General features: G+C 68.1%; 23 protein-coding genes. 10 read left to right on the forward strand and 13 right to left on the reverse strand.

The window, feature by feature from the left end:
• Positions 1-55: 55 nt before the first annotated feature.
• From O3Q52_RS06795 to O3Q52_RS06815, 5 genes are all read right to left on the reverse strand, one after another.
• Positions 56-229 carry a hypothetical protein gene (locus O3Q52_RS06795; RefSeq protein ID WP_269647878.1) on the reverse strand — a complete coding sequence of 58 codons (174 nt, stop codon included), beginning with the start codon at positions 227-229 and terminating at the stop codon, positions 56-58.
• Positions 230-653: 424 nt separating this feature from the next.
• Positions 654-1,094, reverse strand: a complete 441-nt coding sequence (locus O3Q52_RS06800) for an SRPBCC domain-containing protein (RefSeq protein ID WP_269647879.1) — start codon at positions 1,092-1,094, stop codon at positions 654-656.
• A gap of 89 nt (positions 1,095-1,183) precedes the next feature.
• Positions 1,184-1,519, reverse strand: coding sequence for a metalloregulator ArsR/SmtB family transcription factor (locus tag O3Q52_RS06805; RefSeq protein WP_269647880.1), 336 nt, complete (start codon positions 1,517-1,519; stop codon positions 1,184-1,186).
• Positions 1,516-1,980 carry an SRPBCC family protein gene (locus O3Q52_RS06810; RefSeq protein WP_269647881.1) on the reverse strand — a complete coding sequence of 155 codons (465 nt, stop codon included), beginning with the start codon at positions 1,978-1,980 and terminating at the stop codon, positions 1,516-1,518. The genes O3Q52_RS06805 and O3Q52_RS06810 overlap by 4 nt, the downstream gene beginning before the upstream one ends.
• Positions 1,981-2,287: 307 nt before the next feature.
• Positions 2,288-2,548 carry a hypothetical protein gene (locus tag O3Q52_RS06815; RefSeq protein ID WP_269647882.1) on the reverse strand — a complete coding sequence of 87 codons (261 nt, stop codon included), beginning with the start codon at positions 2,546-2,548 and terminating at the stop codon, positions 2,288-2,290.
• A gap of 138 nt (positions 2,549-2,686) precedes the next feature.
• Between O3Q52_RS06815 and O3Q52_RS06820 the strand changes: the two genes are divergently transcribed.
• On the forward strand, positions 2,687-3,028 hold the full coding sequence (locus tag O3Q52_RS06820) for a hypothetical protein (protein WP_269647883.1): 342 nt from the start codon (positions 2,687-2,689) through the stop codon (positions 3,026-3,028).
• 37 nt (positions 3,029-3,065) lie between these two features.
• Here the strand turns inward: O3Q52_RS06820 and O3Q52_RS06825 are convergent, their stop codons facing one another.
• The 3 genes from O3Q52_RS06825 to O3Q52_RS06835 all read right to left on the reverse strand — a co-directional run bounded on the left by O3Q52_RS06825 (position 3,066) and on the right by O3Q52_RS06835 (position 5,094).
• A complete protein-coding gene (locus O3Q52_RS06825; protein WP_269647884.1) occupies positions 3,066-3,404 on the reverse strand; it encodes a MerR family transcriptional regulator in 339 nt (112 codons plus the stop codon).
• Between the two features lie 1,033 nt (positions 3,405-4,437).
• Positions 4,438-4,563, reverse strand: coding sequence for a hypothetical protein (locus O3Q52_RS06830; RefSeq protein WP_269647885.1), 126 nt, complete (start codon positions 4,561-4,563; stop codon positions 4,438-4,440).
• Between the two features lie 120 nt (positions 4,564-4,683).
• Complete coding sequence (locus tag O3Q52_RS06835; protein WP_269647886.1) at positions 4,684-5,094, reverse strand: STAS domain-containing protein; 411 nt, start codon at positions 5,092-5,094, stop codon at positions 4,684-4,686.
• A 202-nt stretch (positions 5,095-5,296) separates the two neighbouring features.
• On the opposite strand from O3Q52_RS06835, the gene O3Q52_RS54360 reads away from it, so the two are divergent.
• Together O3Q52_RS54360 and O3Q52_RS06840 are read left to right on the forward strand one after the other, a co-directional pair.
• Positions 5,297-5,677 (forward strand): DUF3662 domain-containing protein, encoded by a 381-nt coding sequence (locus O3Q52_RS54360; protein ID WP_369124163.1) that lies wholly within the window; start codon positions 5,297-5,299, stop codon positions 5,675-5,677.
• 714 nt (positions 5,678-6,391) lie between these two features.
• Positions 6,392-6,514: a hypothetical protein gene (locus O3Q52_RS06840; protein WP_269647887.1), complete on the forward strand. Its 123-nt coding sequence runs from the start codon at positions 6,392-6,394 to the stop codon at positions 6,512-6,514.
• Positions 6,515-6,692: 178 nt separating this feature from the next.
• On the opposite strand, the gene O3Q52_RS06845 is transcribed toward O3Q52_RS06840, so the two are convergent.
• Together O3Q52_RS06845 and O3Q52_RS06850 are read right to left on the reverse strand one after the other, a co-directional pair.
• Positions 6,693-7,241 (reverse strand): TetR/AcrR family transcriptional regulator, encoded by a 549-nt coding sequence (locus tag O3Q52_RS06845; RefSeq protein ID WP_269647888.1) that lies wholly within the window; start codon positions 7,239-7,241, stop codon positions 6,693-6,695.
• A 25-nt stretch (positions 7,242-7,266) separates the two neighbouring features.
• Complete coding sequence (locus O3Q52_RS06850) at positions 7,267-7,740, reverse strand: nuclear transport factor 2 family protein (protein WP_269647889.1); 474 nt, start codon at positions 7,738-7,740, stop codon at positions 7,267-7,269.
• Between the two features lie 305 nt (positions 7,741-8,045).
• Here O3Q52_RS06850 and O3Q52_RS06855 point away from each other — a divergent pair, with 305 nt between their 5' ends.
• A complete protein-coding gene (locus O3Q52_RS06855; RefSeq protein ID WP_269647890.1) occupies positions 8,046-8,402 on the forward strand; it encodes a hypothetical protein in 357 nt (118 codons plus the stop codon).
• On the opposite strand, the gene O3Q52_RS06860 is transcribed toward O3Q52_RS06855, so the two are convergent.
• Positions 8,393-9,034, reverse strand: a complete 642-nt coding sequence (locus tag O3Q52_RS06860) for a TetR/AcrR family transcriptional regulator (RefSeq protein WP_269647891.1) — start codon at positions 9,032-9,034, stop codon at positions 8,393-8,395. The genes O3Q52_RS06855 and O3Q52_RS06860 overlap by 10 nt on opposite strands.
• A 145-nt stretch (positions 9,035-9,179) precedes the next feature.
• On the opposite strand from O3Q52_RS06860, the gene O3Q52_RS06865 reads away from it, so the two are divergent.
• The 5 genes from O3Q52_RS06865 to O3Q52_RS06885 all read left to right on the forward strand — a co-directional run bounded on the left by O3Q52_RS06865 (position 9,180) and on the right by O3Q52_RS06885 (position 14,266).
• Positions 9,180-10,091, forward strand: coding sequence for an SDR family oxidoreductase (locus O3Q52_RS06865; protein ID WP_269647892.1), 912 nt, complete (start codon positions 9,180-9,182; stop codon positions 10,089-10,091).
• A gap of 4 nt (positions 10,092-10,095) precedes the next feature.
• The gene (locus tag O3Q52_RS06870; protein WP_269647893.1) at positions 10,096-11,232 is read left to right on the forward strand and encodes a hypothetical protein; all 1,137 of its coding nucleotides are present in this window, start codon (positions 10,096-10,098) and stop codon (positions 11,230-11,232) included.
• Complete coding sequence (locus tag O3Q52_RS06875; protein WP_269647894.1) at positions 11,229-12,152, forward strand: alpha/beta fold hydrolase; 924 nt, start codon at positions 11,229-11,231, stop codon at positions 12,150-12,152. The genes O3Q52_RS06870 and O3Q52_RS06875 overlap by 4 nt, the downstream gene beginning before the upstream one ends.
• A gap of 78 nt (positions 12,153-12,230) precedes the next feature.
• A complete protein-coding gene (locus O3Q52_RS06880; RefSeq protein ID WP_269647895.1) occupies positions 12,231-13,142 on the forward strand; it encodes a metal-dependent hydrolase in 912 nt (303 codons plus the stop codon).
• Positions 13,143-13,165: 23 nt separating this feature from the next.
• Positions 13,166-14,266: a PDR/VanB family oxidoreductase gene (locus O3Q52_RS06885; RefSeq protein ID WP_269647896.1), complete on the forward strand. Its 1,101-nt coding sequence runs from the start codon at positions 13,166-13,168 to the stop codon at positions 14,264-14,266.
• Between the two features lie 161 nt (positions 14,267-14,427).
• On the opposite strand, the gene O3Q52_RS06890 is transcribed toward O3Q52_RS06885, so the two are convergent.
• The gene (locus O3Q52_RS06890) at positions 14,428-15,321 is read right to left on the reverse strand and encodes an alpha/beta hydrolase (RefSeq protein ID WP_269647897.1); all 894 of its coding nucleotides are present in this window, start codon (positions 15,319-15,321) and stop codon (positions 14,428-14,430) included.
• A gap of 299 nt (positions 15,322-15,620) precedes the next feature.
• A complete protein-coding gene (locus tag O3Q52_RS06895) occupies positions 15,621-17,222 on the reverse strand; it encodes an ISL3 family transposase (RefSeq protein ID WP_269647898.1) in 1,602 nt (533 codons plus the stop codon).
• Between the two features lie 229 nt (positions 17,223-17,451).
• Here O3Q52_RS06895 and istA point away from each other — a divergent pair, with 229 nt between their 5' ends.
• The gene (istA, locus tag O3Q52_RS06900) at positions 17,452-18,684 is read left to right on the forward strand and encodes an IS21 family transposase (protein WP_269647899.1); all 1,233 of its coding nucleotides are present in this window, start codon (positions 17,452-17,454) and stop codon (positions 18,682-18,684) included.
• The last annotated feature ends 45 nt before the right edge of the window (positions 18,685-18,729 follow it).

Consider the following 18,729-nt stretch of genomic DNA (forward strand, 5'->3'; position numbering starts at 1 on the left):
CGACCCGATCGCGAGTCTCCGGCGTGGGCGTGCTCGACTTCCTGCTCACCAGCCTCTACCCGGCGATCACCTGGATGATGTTCGAGGTCACCGGCATGGCGTTGGACCGGCTGGATCCAACCTCCGGAGCGGTGCAGCGGCGGCTGGCCGCGGTCGGTCCCGCGCTGATCGGGTTCGGATACGGCGTCTCGTGGCTGGTGCTCCGGTCCGGCGACGCTCGGAGGGGCATGGCCGGGATGCCTGGCACGACGGACCCCGGTGCCATGAATGACGCGGGCCTGGAACCGGGAGCCTTCGACATGCCGGTCGGCGGTGACCTGTGGGGCCCTGACACATGGGAGTTGCCGACCGCCACGCCTCACACCGGTTCCACGCTCGACCTCATCGGCGGCACCGGGACCGCGATCACCGTGCTCGTGTGCGTGACGGTGGCGATGGACCGCCTGCCGTGGCTGCGGCGGCCGGCAACTCCGGTCATCGCCGTCGGCACGATGTCCGGGACCCTCTACCTGGGCCACATCCTGGTCATCCTCGCCCTGCCCGGCGAAGCCGCCACCCCGCCGCGGTACGCCTCCGCCAGAACCGGGCATTGCGCCAACCAAGCGGCGAGGTTCCCGTACGGGAACCTCGCCTCCGCCAGGGCCGGGCATTGCCTAGTGCCAGTTGCTGATCTTGACGTCGTGCGGCGCCGGCTCTCCCTCGCCGGTTTCGACGAGCTTCTTGAGGCTCATCAGGAAGGTCGCCCACTTGGTGCTGCAGTGGTACATGAACTCCACCGGCTCCTTCCAGCCTTCGTGCCGGAACAACACGATCGTGAAGCCGTCCTCCTCCTTGAGCTCGAAGCGGATCTGCGTGCCGATCCACTCCTCGGGGCCGTCGATGACCTCCCAGAGCACGCGCTCGGCGGGTCGAGCCTCCAGGACCTTCATGTCGAACCCGCCGGGCTCGAAACGGAACCGGATTACTCCCCCGACACTGCCGTCGCCGTCCGTGTCCTGCGTCCACCAGCTCGCCAGCCCATCGACCGTGGTCAAGGCTGCGTAGACAGCGTCGGGAGACGACGTGACGCCGATCCTGTGCAGGATGTCCACCATCTCGATACCTCATTCCCGTGTAGGCGCCCGCATTCGGGCGTGGTTCATCAGCGCCGCCACGGATGCGGCGACGTTCGTTTCGTGAGGGGTCAGCCCTCCTGGCTTCGCTGGATTGCTTCGGCGATCTGCTTGATGCGACGCAGCCGGGCGTCCCAGGTGGCCCCGACCGACGACAACTGCGCGACCGCGCGGGCGAGCTGGGCCTCGTCCACCTCGTAGAGGCGCTCGCGTCCGGATGGCGTGACATGGACCAGCCCGACCCGGCCGAGTACGCCAAGGTGTTTGGCGACCGCCTGCCGCGTGACCGGCAGATGCTCACTCAGCGTGGTCGCCGTCCCGCCGCCCGCCAGCAGCAGGTCGAGCATCCGCCTCCGGACGGGGTCCCCCACCGCCGACCAGAGCTCGTCGTCGATGGTGATGCTCATGGCGTCGACACCAGCCGAACGACGTACGTGACGAGGCGGGGCAGGAAGTAGTCCCACCCGGTGACGTGCTCGCGGTACTGCTCCTCGAGCACGGCCGCCTCCCAGCCCTTCTCCCGAAAGCCCGCCTCGGTGAAGCGCAGCAGCGTGCCCGCACCCGACGGGACCAGTTCGAAGGTCACCAGGAGCGAGTTGGCAGACGTCGCGGCCTCACCCTCGTCGTACACCCACCGGAACGAGAACCGCCGGGGCGGGTCGGCCTCCACCACCGTGACTGGTACGACCTGCGCCTCCGGCGTAGTCCTGTCGCCAAATGAGATGACCCCGGTGGCGCCGGGCACCGGCTCGAGCTCCGCCTCGTCCGGCCACCACTCCCGCAGGTGTTCGGGCCTGCTGATGACCTCGTAGACCACCTCAGGCGTCGCCTCGATGTGGATCTCCCGTTCGATGCTGCCGTATTCCATCCCACTCCCTCATCGTGCAACCTTTGGTTGCGTATTACCGTAGGGCATTCCTCCCGCATGCGCAACCATTGGTTGCTCTATGGGTGCCCGGCAGCAGATCAACCACCTGCGTCGCCCCGCCGTCGCTGCTCCTCGTACTCGACACGCGCTCAGATGGCCACCTCGTGTCTCGTCCAGCGCGACCCCCTCGCGCTGGACCCGCATCCAGGGCGTCCGAACAGCAAGCGCGCCACCCCTGCGCACGCCGGGTGCCGGAACACGTCGGACTCGGTGAGGCCTCCGGCATCAAGCACTCGCCAGGAGGCAGTCAGCTGAAAGCGTCGGTCATGCAGTCCAGTCGGCAGTCGGCGACCTCATAGCGCTGACGGAGGGCGGCAGCTGCCTCTTCGCGCTCCGCGAAGAGCCCATAGTGCTGGCACGCCGCCCCGGTAACGGCTCCGACCGTGACGATGACCGGTTCGCCGCTTGCGGCCCGGCGGCGTGCTTCGGCGATCACCATGTCCGCAGAACGCAGCAGATTCCTGGAACGGTCCCGGATCACGGCCGCCTGGGCCCGTTTCACGAGCACCTATCCAGTCTTCACCACTCACGTGGTGATCGTCATGCCGCTTGGTCTAGGACGTACTCATCACGACGCGCGGGCAGATGGCCTGCTCGTCGTCCCGGTCGAGGATGTCGGTGGCAGACGGATTCGCGAGGCGGGTCAATGAGGGACCTGTATGTCGCCACGGTGTCGGTCCGCTTGGCCGGCAGCGAGTTCCACGAGAGCACGGACGCAGAGTCTGGCTTCGGCCGGGTGGCGGAACGGCCGGTCAAGGCTGAGGGTGTGCTGATTGCGCCGTCCGACCCGTCCCCGGCGCAGGTAGCCGCCTTCCTCGAGGTCGGCCATGACAGCCTGGACGGCGCGCTCGGTGATCTCGCAGGAAACAGCCAGATCCCGCAGCCGCGCGCTCGGCTCACGTGCGATGGCTGCCAGCACCCGCGCGTGATGGGTCAGGACAGTCCATCGCCTGTCTGGCCGATGGTTCAACGGCCCTCGCTCCACTGACGGATCGCGCCCAAGAGGCCGGCGGTGTCCAGCCTCTTCAGGCTGCGTTCGTCGGGGTGGCCGATTCGGCGGCACGGCGGTGTTCGGCGTTGATGCGCTGGGCTTCTTCGAGCTGGTCTTCGAGGATGACGATGCGGCAGGCGGCCTCGATCGGGGTACCCTGGTCGACGAGTTCGCGGGCGCGGGCCGCGATGCGCAGCTGGTAGCGGGAGTAGCGGCGGTGGCCGCCCGCGGAGCGCAGCGGGGTGATCAGGCGGGCTTCGCCGAGGGCGCGCAGGAAGCCCTGGGTGGTGCCGAGCATCTCGGCGGCCCGGCCCATCGTGTAGGCGGGGTAGTCGTCGTCATCGAGCCGGCTGAACGAGTCGTCTGCTGTCATCGCACCTCTCTGCACAACGCGTGGAGGGGCCTTGGTGCCGTATGGCACCAAGGCCCCGAAGGAACTGCTACACCATCTGCCGACCCTGGTACTGCGCCGGCCTTCTGTTTCCGCACGCCCACCCGGGAGAGGACGGGCCGTGCGGGGATCGCGGTTGCCTGACCGGAGACCACCTCACTATCGATGTCCTGCGGTACCCGGGCTCAGCATTTCCGCCCGGGCGATCCTGATGGCGCTCGGCTCCTCCGTTCTTCCCTCTTGACCAACACTTGCCAACGGGCACTGCGTACTGCTGGTCCTGCAAACTGCTCTGTACTGCTGGTGATACGAACCGCTGGTGGCCTCAGTGAGCGCCACTCTTCGGCAGCCAGCCCCGTCGCCCGTCCTGCGTCTGCTCTGGCTTAGAACCCCACTGCCGAACCTCCCGGCACGCGCGCCCGCAGCCGACGCCTTCACCGAGGTGCTGCTCTCCTACTTCGCTGCTGGGTCCTGCGTACTGCATCTACGGGTCCTGCACTTGCATCAACTGCGGTCCTGCTCACGGCGGCCCCTGATCACTGCGGGCCACCCGGTCCGGCCGTCAGCCCCGTCGCCGTCCTGCAACAACCCTGGCTTCGGAACTCCACCACCGCACCGTCCTGCGGTACTGCAACTGCGTACTGCTGCCCGGCAGTTCATGTCTGCCGGGCCCTGCTCGATCTCGGCTACGAGAGAAACCATAACCACACCACCACCCAATGTCTACTCCGGCCAACACAGATTTCCGTGAGCTCGACAGCGAGATAATCGGCCTCGCACAGCGACGGGGCGGAAGCAAGACCGTGAGCGCTCTCCTCACCCGTAGCCCGAGGGCACCGACACCGACCGGGTGACCGGTGACCCTCCCAAGGATCAAGTGCTCAGCGTCAACGGCTCAGTCCGGACTGCAGTACCGGCGGCGCGCAGAAGGCCACCAGCGCTTCTGGCTAACGAACTGACTGCCGAACGCGTCGATCACGGTGCGCACCGCTTGGGCTTGCTCCCACTCCGCGCCCTACTTGCCGGTGGGCGTACGCCAGGACCGCACCAGGCTCTCCGCCGTCTCCGCCACCGTCTGCGGCACCGCGAACACCCGGCGCAGCAGGGCCAGAGGGCGGCGCGGGAGCGTGCCGTCGCCCAAGAGGCGGACCAGGGCGTACGACCAGCCGACATCTTCACCCAGCTGCCCCGCGACATGCGGGCCTGTTCGAGTGCACGGATCCGGGCCGAAGGTGCAGGCGGCTGCGGTGACTCCCGGAGATCACGGCGGCCCGTCACAGTGCGGCTGGGGAGGCCAGGCGGGGCGATGGGCCGCGGGCAGCTCCCTGAGCGCCTGGCCGACCGTTGGCCAAACAGGCAACAGCTCAATGCTGCCCGTTTGCACCAGCAGCTCCGTCAAGCGGCGCCCCGCCCCGGCCAGAAGGATCTTGCCGTTCCTGCGTTCCAGCAGCCAGCGGACGGCGAGCAGACAGTTGAGCCCCCGCGAATCACAGAAGACGAGAGCCGTCACGTCCAGCGCCAGGGAGCGATGCCCGGCGTCGACGCTGGCACCGAGGGTGCGAAGGAAGAACTCCTCGCAGGTGTGGTCGAGTTCGCCACTGACCCGCAGGACCGCGATGTCGTCGCTGCTGGCAAGCTCGGCGATGGTCAGGCGATGGGTCTGCGTGGACATCGCACCTCCATCCGGCCGGCGTACTAAGGACCGTCACAATCGGCCCCTGCGCGTCGGCACCCCATGCGGACCAACGAGCGCCCGCAAGCAGTACTGCTCAAGCCAGCCCGGCTCCATGCGGCTGCCGCGTGCTCCGGGCACCCTCTGACCCGACACCCGTATGGGTGCGTGTGCCCCGCATTCCGCAGGGCAGCGGAACCAGATGAGATTCCTTGCCGGCCTCGAACACACCATGGAGCGATGGTCCACCACCGTGTGGCAGTCGCTGGTCCCCCGCCAGAGGAAGCAGGCCGAGGTGGTCGGGATACTCCGACGCGAGTGCGACGACCGCGCCCTGATCCTGGACCGTCGCCGCACCCTGGTACCCAACACCTTCGTCATCGAACTCCCGCCGGAATCCCACCGACAACTCACCGATGACAGTGCCCAGGTAGCAGGGCACCTCGCGGCTCAAGTCCGCCGCCACGCAGCAGAGCAGGGATACACCTTTGCCGGCCCCGTAGCAGTTCACCTGGCACCAGCCGATGACGCAAGCGTCGGCCGCTTCCGCATCCGAAGCCACATCTCCCCCCTTCACAGATGACGCGAAGCCCGGCAATGCCCAGCACGATGGTGCCGTCGAGCCGCTTGACCGTGTCACGGAAGGCGGGCTTGCATTCCTGAACTCGCCTGGGAAACCGATCGGTTTCCCCTTGATTTCACTGTAAACCGGTCGGTTTCCAATGCGCAAGCTCAAGCACGGAGCTGCTCCCGGGCCGCGTCACCAGCCTGCTTCAGGTTGAGCTGACCGGCGCCCGCCGGCAGGGCGGCACGCGCCGGATGAGCAGGCAGGAGAAACACGACAGCGCCATCTCCGCGTCGCGATCGCGAGTTGGCGCTCAAGGGCTACTACGACACCCCTGCCGAGGCGATTGCCAAGCGTGCCGGTGTCACGCAGCTGTACCTCTTCCGACTCCTCCCGGGCGAGAAGGCGATCGCCACCGCCTTGACGCGGAGCACGGAAGACGTCCGCCTGGCGTTCGAGAGCGTGGGCAAAAGGATGACGGGCACGAGCGGCCTACCGCGCCGTGGGCAGCCCACTGAGTGGTGTGCATCGTGAAGTTGCTGGTCACGGATCTGGTGTGAGGGTCGGGAGAACTACTCGCGCTGGCCGTCGGCCGGTGTCCACGGCGAAGATCGTCTGACATGTCGTTCGGAGCGGTCCTCGGTTTGTGCTGCGCCGACCGCTGTGCCGCTCCTACGATCCGTGGCCGGGCAGGGCCGGGTCGGTACGCCGGGAGAGCGTGGGAGGGTGGGGATGAGGGAGCTGGAGCGGATCACGGCTCGCCGCAGTGAACTGGACACGCTCGCTGCGCAGTTGGCCAAGCAGCTGCAAGAGGTCCAGGCCGAGAGAGAGGAGCTCGTGATCGCCGGGTCCTGAACCGGCTGGCCGAGCAGGACCGGGCCGCGGCGGAGGCCGCCGCGGCCGTCGCCCCGATACCCGCCCGGGAGGCTGACCCGGACGAAGCTCGCCCGCGGCTGAAGAAGCCGAGTTCCATCGGCCGAGTTGGCCTACGAGGAGGACTCGGGACCGTCGGCGCCGAACTGCCAGTGTCGGGTCATCGAGCGGTGAGGACGTGCGCCCACGGCTCATCGATGTCGGCCAGACCTAGCACGGCCACCACGTTGTCGAGCATTCCGGCGCCGAACCAGCGCCGCACGGCCTCGTCGTCGCCCAGCAGCTGCCGAACGGTGTCAACCTGCTTGGCGTAGCACCGGCGCACGGCCTGCTCCACCAGCGGCTCGCCGGCGGCACAGTTCGCGTGCATGAGGAAACGCAGGATGTTCCGGTCCGCGACGAGCGCGGCGTAGGCGCCGCGCGCCGCGTCCAATGCCGCCTCGGGCGCCGGCCCGGCCCCACCCGAGGTCGGCGAGTGAGCGACCAGCGTGTCGGTCATGACGACGGACACGTGGTCGACCACCGCCGCGAACAGTGCTTCCTTGTTCGGGTACAGGCGGTAGAGATACGGCTGAGAGATGCCGACCCAGTCTGCGATCTCGTGCGTCGTCGTACCGTAGAAACCCTTTTGCGCGAAGCAGTCGACCGCGGCGGCCACGATGGCCCGACGTCGTTCGTCGCTCTTCGTGCTGGTACCGGCGGCAGGCATGGGCGTCAGTCAAACACGGCTCCTCTCAGCCTCCAAAAGCCACGCTGCGGTCGGAGCCGGACGGCACGTCGTGGGGCGTGAGCGCCTCGATCGCCACCAGCGGGTTCCAGTAGTCCAGGTAGTGGGTGATGCGCGCGTCGTCATCGGTCCGGACGACGGAGATGCACGTCTGTTCGTACGGCTTGCCGGTCGGCAGCGCCGTGCCCTTCGAGCGGAATTCGGCGATCACCAGACTCGGATCGACCGTCTCATGGAACACCAGGTCGACGAACTCCACGTCAAAGGTGTCGGGAAAGTTACTCATGTGCGCGCGCAGTGCGTCTCGCCCCGTTACCCGCTGGGGCACGCCGGCCGGCGCGTACGGGAACTCGAGCACCGCGTCCGGGGCGAACAGTTTCACCCACTCCTCGGTGTGTCCGGCAGCGGTGAGGCGCAGGTGCTCGGCCACGGCGTGCTGGGCAGCGGCGCGGCGGGCGGCGTCGTCTTCCTTGACTGTCATTTTTACTCCTGCGTTAGTGGTCGACCTATAACCTACCTTACCGTGTGCCGTTGTGCGGGTAGTCGAGCAGGAGGCGACGCCAGGGGATCGGTCCGGTTCACGCACAGGACGGGGTCAGAAAACGCCCCCTCGGCGGCGGGCGGCGACCCGGCACCATCGGCGCCCGTCACGCTGCGGCGAAGATCGTCGATCACCGGGAGACTTCACGATTCGTCAGGACCAGCAGAGCCCTCACCAGGGCGGTCGCCGACTTCGGGTCGGTGCGTACCGTGCCGAGTACGCACCAGTTCTTCAGGTGGGCACCCGTGCTCGACCGGACCCCGTACTGCGGCAAGGACCTTGTTGGACAGCTTCTCCCCGCGCGTCAGCGGCCGGTTCCGGGCGGCCTTGTAGCCGGTGATCACCGCCGGACCGGCGTCGGGACCGCTGTCGTCAAGCCCGACGAAACCCAGGCCGGCTTCCGGATGGATGATGGCTATGGAACCCGTCCGACAGTCGATAGCCGGCAGGTGCGCCGCACCTGCATTCACTGGGCAATCTTTCTCGTCGGCCTGCCTGATCGAACCAGGGCCGCCGAGTGCGCCGGGCCGGTGAGCAGGGGTGTGGGCTGCCGTCCGGTGCAGAAGCTCCTGAAGAATCCGGGCCCGCGTGATCAGGACTGATCGCTGATGGCTCGGTAGGCCGCGATGAACAGGGTGTAGCACAGGTCGATCAGTTCTTCGACGGTGGCGTTCTGGTGGCCGAGTGTCCAGTCCACGAGGAGTTCGTTGACTCCGCCGACCAGGCTCATCGTGGTCATGGAGAGCCGGTTGGAGGAGACTTCCGATCCCGGGGGCGGTGCGACGACGGCGGCGATCAGTGCGGCGAATTCGTGCAGGACCTCACGGCGGCGCACTTCGAGGCGGGGGCTGGCGCCCACGACCTCGATGAGTACCAGGCGGGCCTTGCGGGCGTCTCCGGTCAGTGTGCGGATGAACACCTCGAGGCCGGCGCGCAGTTGGGCGTCGACATCGGGTGCGGCAGCGACTGCAGCCTGCGCGGTTTCGGCTGTGATCGTGGCGATCAGTTCGTTGTAGACCCCGGCGAGTAGGTCTTCGCGGTCGCGGAACGACTCGTAGAAGTAGCGCTCGGTCAGTCCGGCATGGGAGCACACCTGCTTGACGGAGGCTGAGGCGTATCCGGCCGTGCCGAACATGTCGAGGCCCGCCTGGATGAGGCGGGTGCGGCGCTCCTGCTGTCGTTGCGCCGCATCGCGTCCGCCGTAGCGGCGCCCGGCGGTCTGCGTGCCGGTCATTTTTCCCCTTCACAGAGGTGTTGACACCGGTGTGCTCTGAACTGACACTCTAGCTTGTCAGTTCATCTGACATGGCTTCGTGTCAGACATGTGTGGGGGCCGCTCGGCGTTCCGCTCATGCTCAGAGCAAGAAAGGGGCTCGACCGTGGCAGCACCGCCCAGGAACCCGTACACGTTCAGCCGAAGAGACCGCGACAGGCTCCCCCGGACACAACCGCTGACCGGCCGAGTGATCGCGGTCACCGGGGCGGGCCGCGGAATCGGGCGTGCCGTCGCAGCCCGGCTCGCCGCGGCCGGAGCCGCAGTGGCGATCGGCGATCTCGACGCGGAGCTTGCCAGGGAGACGGCCGGTGCCATCGGCGCGCGTCCCGGTGGCCGACTGCTCGGGCTGTCTCTCGACGTCACCGACACTCCTTCCTTCAATGACTTCCTGCGCACCGTCGAGACCCAGCTGGGGCCGATCGACGTACTGATCAACAACGCCGGAATCATGTGGGTGGGCCCCTTCGAGGAGGAACCGGAGGAAGCCGCCCTGCGCCAGTTCGACGTCAACGTCCACGGCGTACTACGCGGGATGAAACTGGTGATCCCAGGGATGCGGAAACGCGGTCGCGGGCACGTGGTGAACATCGCCTCCGCCGCCAGCAAGGTCGCCCCGGCCGGCGAGGCGACCTACGCGGCGACGAAGCACGCCCTCCACGGATACAGCACAGCCGTCCGCGCCGAACTGCGCGGCACCGGCGTGCACGTGTCCCTGGTGATGCCCGGCGTCGTGGACACCGAGCTGGCCGTGGGCACCGCGACCGGCCCCACCCGGTGCCTGACGACGGATCAGGTGGCCAACGCGGTGCTCGACGTCGTGCTGCGCCCGCGGTTCGAGGTCTTCGTTCCCCGCCAGGTGGCCGCCCTGACCCGGCTGGCCGCGCTGCTGCCGGGCCGTGCCCGCGACGCCCTGCACCACCTCCTTGTCCCCGACCAGCTCGCCGCCCTGTCCGACCGGTCGGTCCGCGCGGCCTACGAGCAACGCACCCGGACCGCCCGCCATCCCGAAGGATGAGCCCGTGACCACCACGCCCAAGCCGGCGCCCAGCGCGAAGAAGGCCCATGCCGCCGCCGCTTTGCGTCCCATCCCCGAATTCGAAGGTGTCCACGACGTATGGCCCCGCGGTGACCGGCTGCGCGCCGTGCGCAGCGCCGCGGCCACCTACCGTGAACGGTTCGTCCAGCAGGGCCGCATCCAGGCCGTCCGCAGTTTCGACATCGCCGCCGCCCCGTACCCGACCCGGTTCGGCTTCCACGGCGCCGCGCTCGCCGTCAACCCGTTCGTGAGCATCGTCAACCGGATGCTCGTCGTGCAGTTCGACGGCTTCGACGGTGAGCCGAAAACACTGGTGTGGGAGCCGACCGTCGCCGCCGGAACGACTCAAGCGCCGTTCTACGCCCAGCTCAAGCGGCTGGCGGGGGACTTCCTCACCGAGCACGTCTTCGCCCGCTACTACCACGACCCGAACACCGTCCTGCCCTCCTGCGGTCTGCGACCCGAGGACGTGGACTACGTCAGCTTCGACCACCTGCACGTCCAGGACGTGCGCATGATCATGGGAAGTACCAGCATCATTCCCGGCGAACGAGCACCCCGCGAAGCCCTGTTCCCGCGCGCCAGGCTGCTGGTGCACCGCAGGGAGCTAGGCACCTTCGAAGCAGTGCATCCGATGCAGTGGGCCTGGTACGTCGACGGAGGCATGGACGGGGTACCGGCCGAGCGCGTCACCGCCTTCGATGGCGATGTCGAACTCGGCGTCGGCGTCAGCCTGCTGTGGACCCCCGGCCACACGGACGGCAACCACTCCCTGGTGCTGAACACCCCCGACGGAGTGTGGGTCTCCTCCGAGAACGGCATCTCGGCCGACAACTGGCAGCCCGAACTCTCCCGCATCCCCGGGGTTCGCCGCCACGCCGCGTTCCACGGCCATGAGGTGGTGCCCAACGCCAACACCCTGGAGGACTCACTCGACCAGTACGACTCCATGGTCAAGGAGAAGACCCTCGCCGACCCCAGACGACGCGATCCGCGCTGGCTGCAGATCCTGCCCTCCTCGGAGCTGGCCCCCTTCAAACGGCAGTGGCCGGTGCTGCCCAGCTTCTTCCACGGCGGTCTGAACTACGGCGAGTTGACCCCTGCCGGTGGTGACCGGTGACCGGCCCGGCCGCCCGCCGGATCGCCGCGGACGGCGGGGAGTTGGCCGCCTACCAATGGGGAGCGTCCACGGCTCCCGCGGTGGTGCTGGTCCACGGCTATCCGGACACCAGCGCCGTGTGGCGCCCGATCGCCGAGCGCCTGGCCGACCAATTCCACGTCACCGCCTTCGACGTGCGGGGAGCCGGCGCCTCCCACCGGCCCAGGGGGCTGCGCGCCTACCGGATGTCCCGCCTGGAAGCCGACCTGGACGCGGTTCTCGACGCCGTGAGCCCCGACCGCCCGGTGCACCTGGTCGGACACGACTGGGGATCTATCCACTCCTGGGAGTCGGTCACCGGCACCCGCCTGGCCGGGCGGATCGCCTCGTTCACCTCTATCTCCGGACCCTGCCTGGACCACGTCGGCCACCTGATCCGGGCCCGCCTTCGGCCACGGCATCCGGACCTGCCGAAGATGCTGCGGCAGGCCGCACGGTCCTGGTACATCACCTACTTCCATCTCCCGCTGCTGCCCGCCCTGACCTGGAGAGCACTGGGACACCGCTGGCGCGCCTTCCTCACCGGCTCCCAAGGCGTGCCCGGCCCCACCCCCTACCCCGCGCCGACGCTGGCCCGCGACGCCGTGAAGGGCATCGCGCTGTATCGCGCCAACATGCTGCCCCGCCTGCTGCGTCCCCGGGACCGGCGGACCACCGTCCCGGTTCAACTCATCATCCCCACCCGCGACTTCTGCGTCACCCCGGTCCTGTCGTACGGAGTGGAGCACTGGACGCGCCGGATACAACGACGCCCGATCAACGCCGGGCACTGGGTACAGCTCAGCCACCCCGAGGAGGTCGCGACCCGGATCGCGGAATTCGCCCTCCGCGTCGAAGACGGCTCCCGCCGCGATCCGGGCCACACCGCGCACCCGACCTGACAGCCCGACACATCGGCGGTACTGGACGACTGCCTGACCGCCCCTCCCCCACACCCATCGCTGATGGAGGTACCTGTCATGTTCCGAGCCGCACATGCCCACCCGGAGCGTCGGTCCGAACCCATCGACCACCATGACCTGGTGCTGCAACCCCGGGACGTCACCTTCGACTGGAGCACCACCCCGCTGCACTGGCTGCCGGGTGAGCCCTTCGCGACCCACACCTTCGATGTGCTCCACCTCATGCTCCCCGAACTCGAACGCTGGTTCGTGCGCACCTTCGAACAGGCACTGCCACTGATCACCGATGACCGGCTACGCGAGGACGTACGCGGCTTCATCGGCCAGGAAGCGATGCACGCCGAGGCGCACCAGGAGGTCCTGGAGCACCTCCTCACCAAGGGGCTGGACCCCACTCCGTACGTCCTGCAGTCCGAATGGATCTTCCGAAGGGTGCTCGGGGACCGGCCGGAGCTGACGCCGGCCGCCGCACACGCGCACCTGCTCCAGCGGCTCGCCCTCATAGCGGCCTTCGAGCACTTCACCGCGTACATGGGTCACTGGATTCTCAGCAACGGGCACCTGGACCAGACCGGCGCGGACCCTGCGATGCTCGATCTGTTCCGCTGGCACGGCGCGGAGGAGGTCGAACACCGTTCGGTCGCGTTCGACCTGCTGGTGCACCTCGATCCCCGGTACCGGCGCCGAGTGGTCGGCATGCTCGTCACCGCGCCGGTGCTGACCCGGCTGTGGATCCGCGGAGTCCGGTTCCTGATGAGCGCCGACCCCGAACTCGACGACCGGGTCAAGGTCCGCTTCCGCGACTACCTGGCCGCGGCCCGCAAGGACCTGTTGCCCCCGCCGGGCTCGTTCTCCCGCTCGGTGCTGCGTTACTTCCGCCCCGGCTACCACCCGACCCAGGAGGGCTCGACCCAGCAGGCGGTCGCCTACCTGGCGGCGTCCCCCGCTGCCCGAGCGGCTGCCCAATGACCCAGCAACCGGCAAGGTCTCCCATGGACATCAGCACACCCGTTACTCGGCCGCCGGACCTGTACGGCACGCCGCGCGGCGACTCCTTCATGCAGAAGCTGGCGGCTTTCAGCGACCACGCGGTCACGCGCCTTGCGCGGCGCGGCACTCTTCCCAGGCGCCCGCCGGCCACCGAGATGCCCGTGATCCGGGAACTGGTGGTCGCCACCAAGCACCAGGAGGCCGAGGATGTCGTCTCCCTGCGGCTGGCAGCACCCGACGGGGCAATACTCCCGCCCTGGCAGCCCGGCGCCCACATCGAACTGCACCTGCCCTCCGGCCGCAAGCGGCAGTACTCACTGTGCGGCGACCCTGCCGACCGGTACCGGTACCGCATCGCGGTGCGCCGCATCGCCAACGGCCAAGGCGGCTCGGCCGAGGTACACGACGCCCTCGGAGAGGGTATGCGGGTCGCCGTCACCGAACCCCGGAACGCCTTCCCCTTCGCCGCCGAAGCGTTCATCCTGCTCATCGCGGGCGGCATCGGAATCACGCCGATCCTGCCGATGGCTCGGGAAGCCGCCCGGCGCGGGCTGGACTGGAGGCTCGTGCACACCGGCCGCAGCCGCGGCTCGATGCCCTTCGCGGCAGAGCTGGCCGAACTCGCGGCCGCCGCCCCTGGCCGGGTCTTCATCCGTCCTGACGAGGAGTCCGGCGTGCCCGAAGCAGCCGAACTGCTGAGCTTGAGTCCGGCGGCGGGTGCGGTGTACTGCTGCGGGCCCGCGCCCATGATCGACGGCGTTCGGCGCGCGTTCGGTGGTAGCCGCGCGTCAGCCCTGCATTTCGAGCGTTTCGCCCCGGCCCCGATCACGGACGGCCGTCCCTTCGAACTTCAGCTGGGCGAAACCGGCCGGGTTCTGCCGGTGCCGTACGACCGCTCCGCCCTGGATGTTCTCTACGAGGCCCTGCCGGACCTGCCGTTCTCCTGCCGCCAGGGGTTCTGCGGCACCTGCCGGGTGCGGGTGGCGCATGGCCGTGTCGATCACCGTGACCGTCGGCTCACGGCCACCGAACGTGCGGCCGGCGCCATGCTGCCCTGCGTCTCGCGTGCACCGGAAGGAGAGCGGTTGGTGCTGGAGGTGTGAGCGATGGGCCGAGCGCCCGTGGACCGTGGCCGTCGCCGCGAGGAACCTCAGCGGCAGGGTTACGTTGAACTCGTGGAGTCCGGTGGTCCGGTGGTGAGCCGAAGCACGATAGGTGTCACCAAGGCAGCGTGTTGACAAGGACTGTCGGCCCCTGTCAGCGGTCAGGTGGTGAGTGCCGTGCGCAGGGTGGTGGCCATCAGATCGATGGCTTCCTTCCCGGCCGGTACCGGGCCGGTGTGGGTGAAGTAGTGGTCGACACCCTCGAAGCAACGGTGGGTGACCGGAACGCCGGCAGCTTCCAGGGCCTTGGCGTACGCATCGCCCTCGTCGCGCAGGCGATCGTTCTCCGCGGTGATGACCAGGGCGGGCGGCAGCCCGGCGAGGTCGTCGGCCAGTCCGGGCGACACCAGCGGATGGGCCAGGTCGGCAGGATCAGAGACGTAGGCAGCGGTGAAGACCCGCATGAGCTGAGGGGTAAGCAGGGGCTTGACGATGGGTGACTGCTTGGTGGCCGGGTCGGCGAGCTGGTCGAGCGGTGCCGAGTCGATGATCTGGAGGCGGGGCGTGAAGGTGCCGCGGTCCCGAGCGGTGCGGCAGACCGCGGCGGTCAGGTTGGCCCCGGCGCTGTGTCCGCCCACGGCGAGTCGCGAACCGTCCCAGTTGTTGCCGGTGCCGTTCTCGGCCACCCAGGCGGTGACGTCGTACGCCTGGGTGACGGGTACGGGGTACGGCCGCTGCGGGGCGACGGCGTAGTCCACGTTGATCACCACGCAGTCGGCCGTGGCGGCTATGTAGCGGCAGATGTGGTCGTCCTGCTGGGGGCGGGTGATCACGAACCCGCCGCCGTGAAAGTTGACGTACACGGGGGCAGGGGCTGCGGCGGCGGCCGACGGGCGGTAGACGGTGCACGTCACCAGTCCGGAGCCGGTCTCCACCCGGATGGATTCCGTGCGCTTCGGGATGTCGGTGAAGCGCAGATCCTTGTGCACGCGGCTCATCATTCGGCCGAGCAACAGCTGAACCCCTCTGGCCTGGATCCTGGGCCTGAATGACATGGCTACACCCTATCGCTACAAACTTAAAGTATCAGGATTCCTGATAATGGAGGCTCGTCGCTGATCACACAAGGGGCAACCGCGAGCCGACTGCCGAAGGGGGGATGGACGCTCCAGCCGTAGCGCCCCGCCTGTTCGTCCAGGCCCCGCGTGGCTCCAAGCCCACCTGGCTGCGTCCGTTGGTTCCCGAGGACGAGATCGGTCCTGGATTCGCCTACACGATCGGCCTCGCACACACTCACGGCGCACCTTGACGGCGGCCGTGGCAAAGTGGCTCTTCCAAGATTTTCGTGAGCCGGCTATGCGGCCGTCATGCTCGTCACCCTGTGTGGTCGTCGACTGGCGGCGACGAGCAGGACGCGTTTTCTCAGCAGCGGAAGTCCGGCGCGCCCTCCCATTTGCCGTTTGATCGCCTTGATGTCCGTCACGCGCCCCTCAACTACCCCTGAGCTCCAGGTCGTGCTCAGTCCGCGGATGACAGCGTCGAGGTCGTTGCGCAGGTTACGGGCGAAGCCGCTGAGCGCGGTCAACGCGCTGGCCTGCACCGTTTCGATCCAGTCCGGCAGGCGTTGCCCTTCGAGCTGGGTGAGCATCTTGGCGAAGTCCTCGATGTGGACGGCGGCCTCGGCCATTTCGGGGCAGCAGCCCAGCACCCGTTTGCGGGTGAGAGCCTGGTCGGCGTCGAGGGTGTCGGGGTGGCGGGTGAGAAGGTTGGTGGCCTGGCGGACGGTCGGGATGTCGGGAACCAGCGGTGCGCTGCGGCCCGCAGCCCGGAGTGGTTGCAGATGACGGCGGACGGTCCGGGCACTGCCGAGATAGCCCTGCTCGCGGAGTTCCGCGTGGAGCTGCTTGGCTTCGGTGCAACCCTCGTTCCAGCGTTCGTGCAGGTAGGAGAGATACGGGCGGATCGCGGTGTCACGGTGCCCGTCGCTGACGGGTATGTCTTCGACGCGGGCAGCGAGCGCGTACTTCTGGACCGTCTTGTAGTCCAGCTTCAGCTCCTTGACGATGGTGCAGATGCCCACCCCCTTGTCGTAGAGCGCGTGGACCGCCTCATGACGTTCCCGCCGCTGCATCTCACGGCGTCCCTCCGGCGCGGCCTCCTCTGCTTCGGGTTCTGCCTCTGGGACCGAAACTTCAGTCTTGAATGCGGCGTTGAGCAGGCAGGATCGGTGCGCGGAGATGTCCTTCTCGACGGCTTCGCAGAGGTTCTTCCACAGGTGAAAGCGGTCCGCGACCTGCAGGGCTTCGGGGGCTGCGGCGCGGGCCGCAGTGGCGTATGCCGTCGCTCTGTCCCTGCAAATGATCTCCACACCCGGGTGCTCGGTGAGCCATGCTGCGAAGGTCTCGGCGTCCCGGTCGGACAGCAGGTCGATCGGCGCGTGGCTCTCGCAATCGACGATGACACTGCCGTAGCAGTGCCCCTTCTTGAGGGCGAAATCATCGACCCCAAGGACCCGGGGTGTTCCGGCCGGTGGTTCAGGCAGAGCCATGACCAGCGACAACATCGTGGTCCGGCTGACCGGCGCAGATAGCACCGAGGATATGCGGGCCCCAGGCAGTCCCGCCAGCACCACCCCAACCGCCTCCAGAATGCGACGCAGGGCGGGCGTCCGACGTCCGTACCGGAAGGTCAAGTCCGCCACCTGCTCGGCGAAAGTCACGCGCGGGCAACCGGCGTTGTCGCAGAACAGCCGACGCACCGACAGCGCAATGACCACCGATCGCCCGCCGATCGCACCATCGGCGAGGAGACGGCCGTACCGACTGTGTCGTCGCACCGAAACCAGCCGACACCCCGGGCACGGGACCGAGAGATCATCTCGACTTCTCGCCACGATGCGTAGCAAACCTTCCTCGACCACCACACCTTCCACAAGCACCCCGTTGAGGTGCGGCAACAGCGTCTTCAGCAGCTCAGTACACCCGTTGAGCGTCCGCCACCGAGTGACGGAGCGTCACCGGCGCACAGAAGCACGACCGGCTTCACGAAAATCTTGGAAGAGCCCCGGAATTCCAGGTGTGCGGCCGTCTGACCAGTGGTGTTCCTGATCACTTCCTTAACTGGAGGAGACCCCTCCGACCGTTTGCTGGTGTTTGCGCGCATCAGCTACCGGCCGGAGAGGTCCTGTGACGAAGTCTGACACGGAGATTATGGAAATCCTTGAGGCGTACGACCTGACCGGGACGGTCTGGTCGGCAGCGGCCTTGACGGGGCACGACCCGAAGACGGTCAAGCGGTATGTCGAGGCCCGCAACGGCGGGCGCAATCCTTATGAGCGAGAGCCGCGGCCGAAGATGATCGATGCGTTCGGGGAGAAGGTCGAGGAGTGGGTCGAGCAGTCGAAGGCGACGATCCGCGCCGATGTGGTCCACGAGAAGCTCGTGAAGATGGGCTATCGGGGCAGCGAGCGTTCGACGAGGCGGGCGGTGAACGCGTCGAAGAGCGCGTGGAAGGCGGGCAAACGCCGGACGTATCGGCCGTGGATTCCCGAGCCGGGCCGGTGGCTGCAGTTCGACTGGGGCGAGGGCCCGCGGATCGGCGGCCGACGGACCTGGCTGTTCTGCGCATGGCTGTCCTGGTCGCGGTTCCGGGTCGTGATCCCGGTCTGGGACTGCACGTTGGGCACTTTGGTGGCCTGCCTGGACACCACGCTGCGGCGGATCGGCGGAGCGCCGACGTATGTCCTGACCGACAACGCGAAGACGGTCACCGTCGAGCACATCGCCGGGATCCCGGTACGTCATCCGCAGATGGTCGCCGCGGGCCGGCATTACGGCTGCCAGGTGGTCAGCTGCGTCCCTTATGATCCTGAATCGAAGGGCGGCGCGGAGGCCACGGTCCGTATCGCGAAGGCCGACCTGGTGCCCACCAGCGCGAATCTGCTGGCCGCCTACGACACCTTCGCCGAGCTCGCCGATGCCTGCCTGACCTGGTGCGATGAGGTGAACTCGCGCCGTCACCGGGCGACCGGGCAAATACCCGCCGACCGCCTGGACATCGAACGCACCACCCTGCACATCCTGCCCATCGAGCCGCTCGCGCTCGCGCTGGGCGAGGAGAGGCTGGTCGGCTCGGACCGCACCATCAGCTTCAACTCGGTGCGCTACTCGACCCCGCCGGGTTATACCGGCGCGAGGGTGTGGTGCCGGGTGGTCGGCGAGGAACTTTCCATCACCGCCCGCACCAACTCCGGTGATCTGTCGGAGATTTGGCGCCACCACCTCTCCACCCCGGGTGTTCCGCAGATCATCGACGAGCACTACCCCGACCATCCCGACGGCCGCAGCATCCACCAGCCGAGGCTGCGGCCCCGCTCGGAAGCGGAGATGGGTGTGGCTCTTTTGCAGGGACGTTCCTGATCAGGCCGTGAGGCTGTAGGTGTGCTGGTCGGGGGTGGGGTAGAG

Source organism: Streptomyces sp. ActVer, assembly GCF_027270795.1.
Classification (GTDB): domain Bacteria; phylum Actinomycetota; class Actinomycetes; order Streptomycetales; family Streptomycetaceae; genus Streptomyces; species Streptomyces umbrinus_A.

Bases quoted from the DNA above. Each gene is read 5' to 3' on its own strand.
- O3Q52_RS06795 (WP_269647878.1), bottom strand. From the start codon at position 229: ATGCCCCTCCGAGCGTCGCCGGACCGGAGCACCAGCCACGAGACGCCG.
- O3Q52_RS06800 (WP_269647879.1), bottom strand. From the start codon at position 1,094: ATGGTGGACATCCTGCACAGGATCGGCGTCACGTCGTCTCCCGACGCT.
- O3Q52_RS06805 (WP_269647880.1), bottom strand. From the start codon at position 1,519: ATGAGCATCACCATCGACGACGAGCTCTGGTCGGCGGTGGGGGACCCC.
- O3Q52_RS06810 (WP_269647881.1), bottom strand. From the start codon at position 1,980: ATGGAATACGGCAGCATCGAACGGGAGATCCACATCGAGGCGACGCCT.
- O3Q52_RS06820 (WP_269647883.1), top strand. From the start codon at position 2,687: ATGAGGGACCTGTATGTCGCCACGGTGTCGGTCCGCTTGGCCGGCAGC.
- O3Q52_RS06825 (WP_269647884.1), bottom strand. From the start codon at position 3,404: ATGACAGCAGACGACTCGTTCAGCCGGCTCGATGACGACGACTACCCC.
- O3Q52_RS06835 (WP_269647886.1), bottom strand. From the start codon at position 5,094: ATGTCCACGCAGACCCATCGCCTGACCATCGCCGAGCTTGCCAGCAGC.
- O3Q52_RS54360 (WP_369124163.1), top strand. From the start codon at position 5,297: ATGAGATTCCTTGCCGGCCTCGAACACACCATGGAGCGATGGTCCACC.
- O3Q52_RS06840 (WP_269647887.1), top strand. From the start codon at position 6,392: ATGAGGGAGCTGGAGCGGATCACGGCTCGCCGCAGTGAACTGGACACG.
- O3Q52_RS06845 (WP_269647888.1), bottom strand. From the start codon at position 7,241: ATGCCTGCCGCCGGTACCAGCACGAAGAGCGACGAACGACGTCGGGCC.
- O3Q52_RS06850 (WP_269647889.1), bottom strand. From the start codon at position 7,740: ATGACAGTCAAGGAAGACGACGCCGCCCGCCGCGCCGCTGCCCAGCAC.
- O3Q52_RS06860 (WP_269647891.1), bottom strand. From the start codon at position 9,034: ATGACCGGCACGCAGACCGCCGGGCGCCGCTACGGCGGACGCGATGCG.
- O3Q52_RS06880 (WP_269647895.1), top strand. From the start codon at position 12,231: ATGTTCCGAGCCGCACATGCCCACCCGGAGCGTCGGTCCGAACCCATC.
- O3Q52_RS06885 (WP_269647896.1), top strand. From the start codon at position 13,166: ATGGACATCAGCACACCCGTTACTCGGCCGCCGGACCTGTACGGCACG.
- O3Q52_RS06890 (WP_269647897.1), bottom strand. From the start codon at position 15,321: ATGTCATTCAGGCCCAGGATCCAGGCCAGAGGGGTTCAGCTGTTGCTC.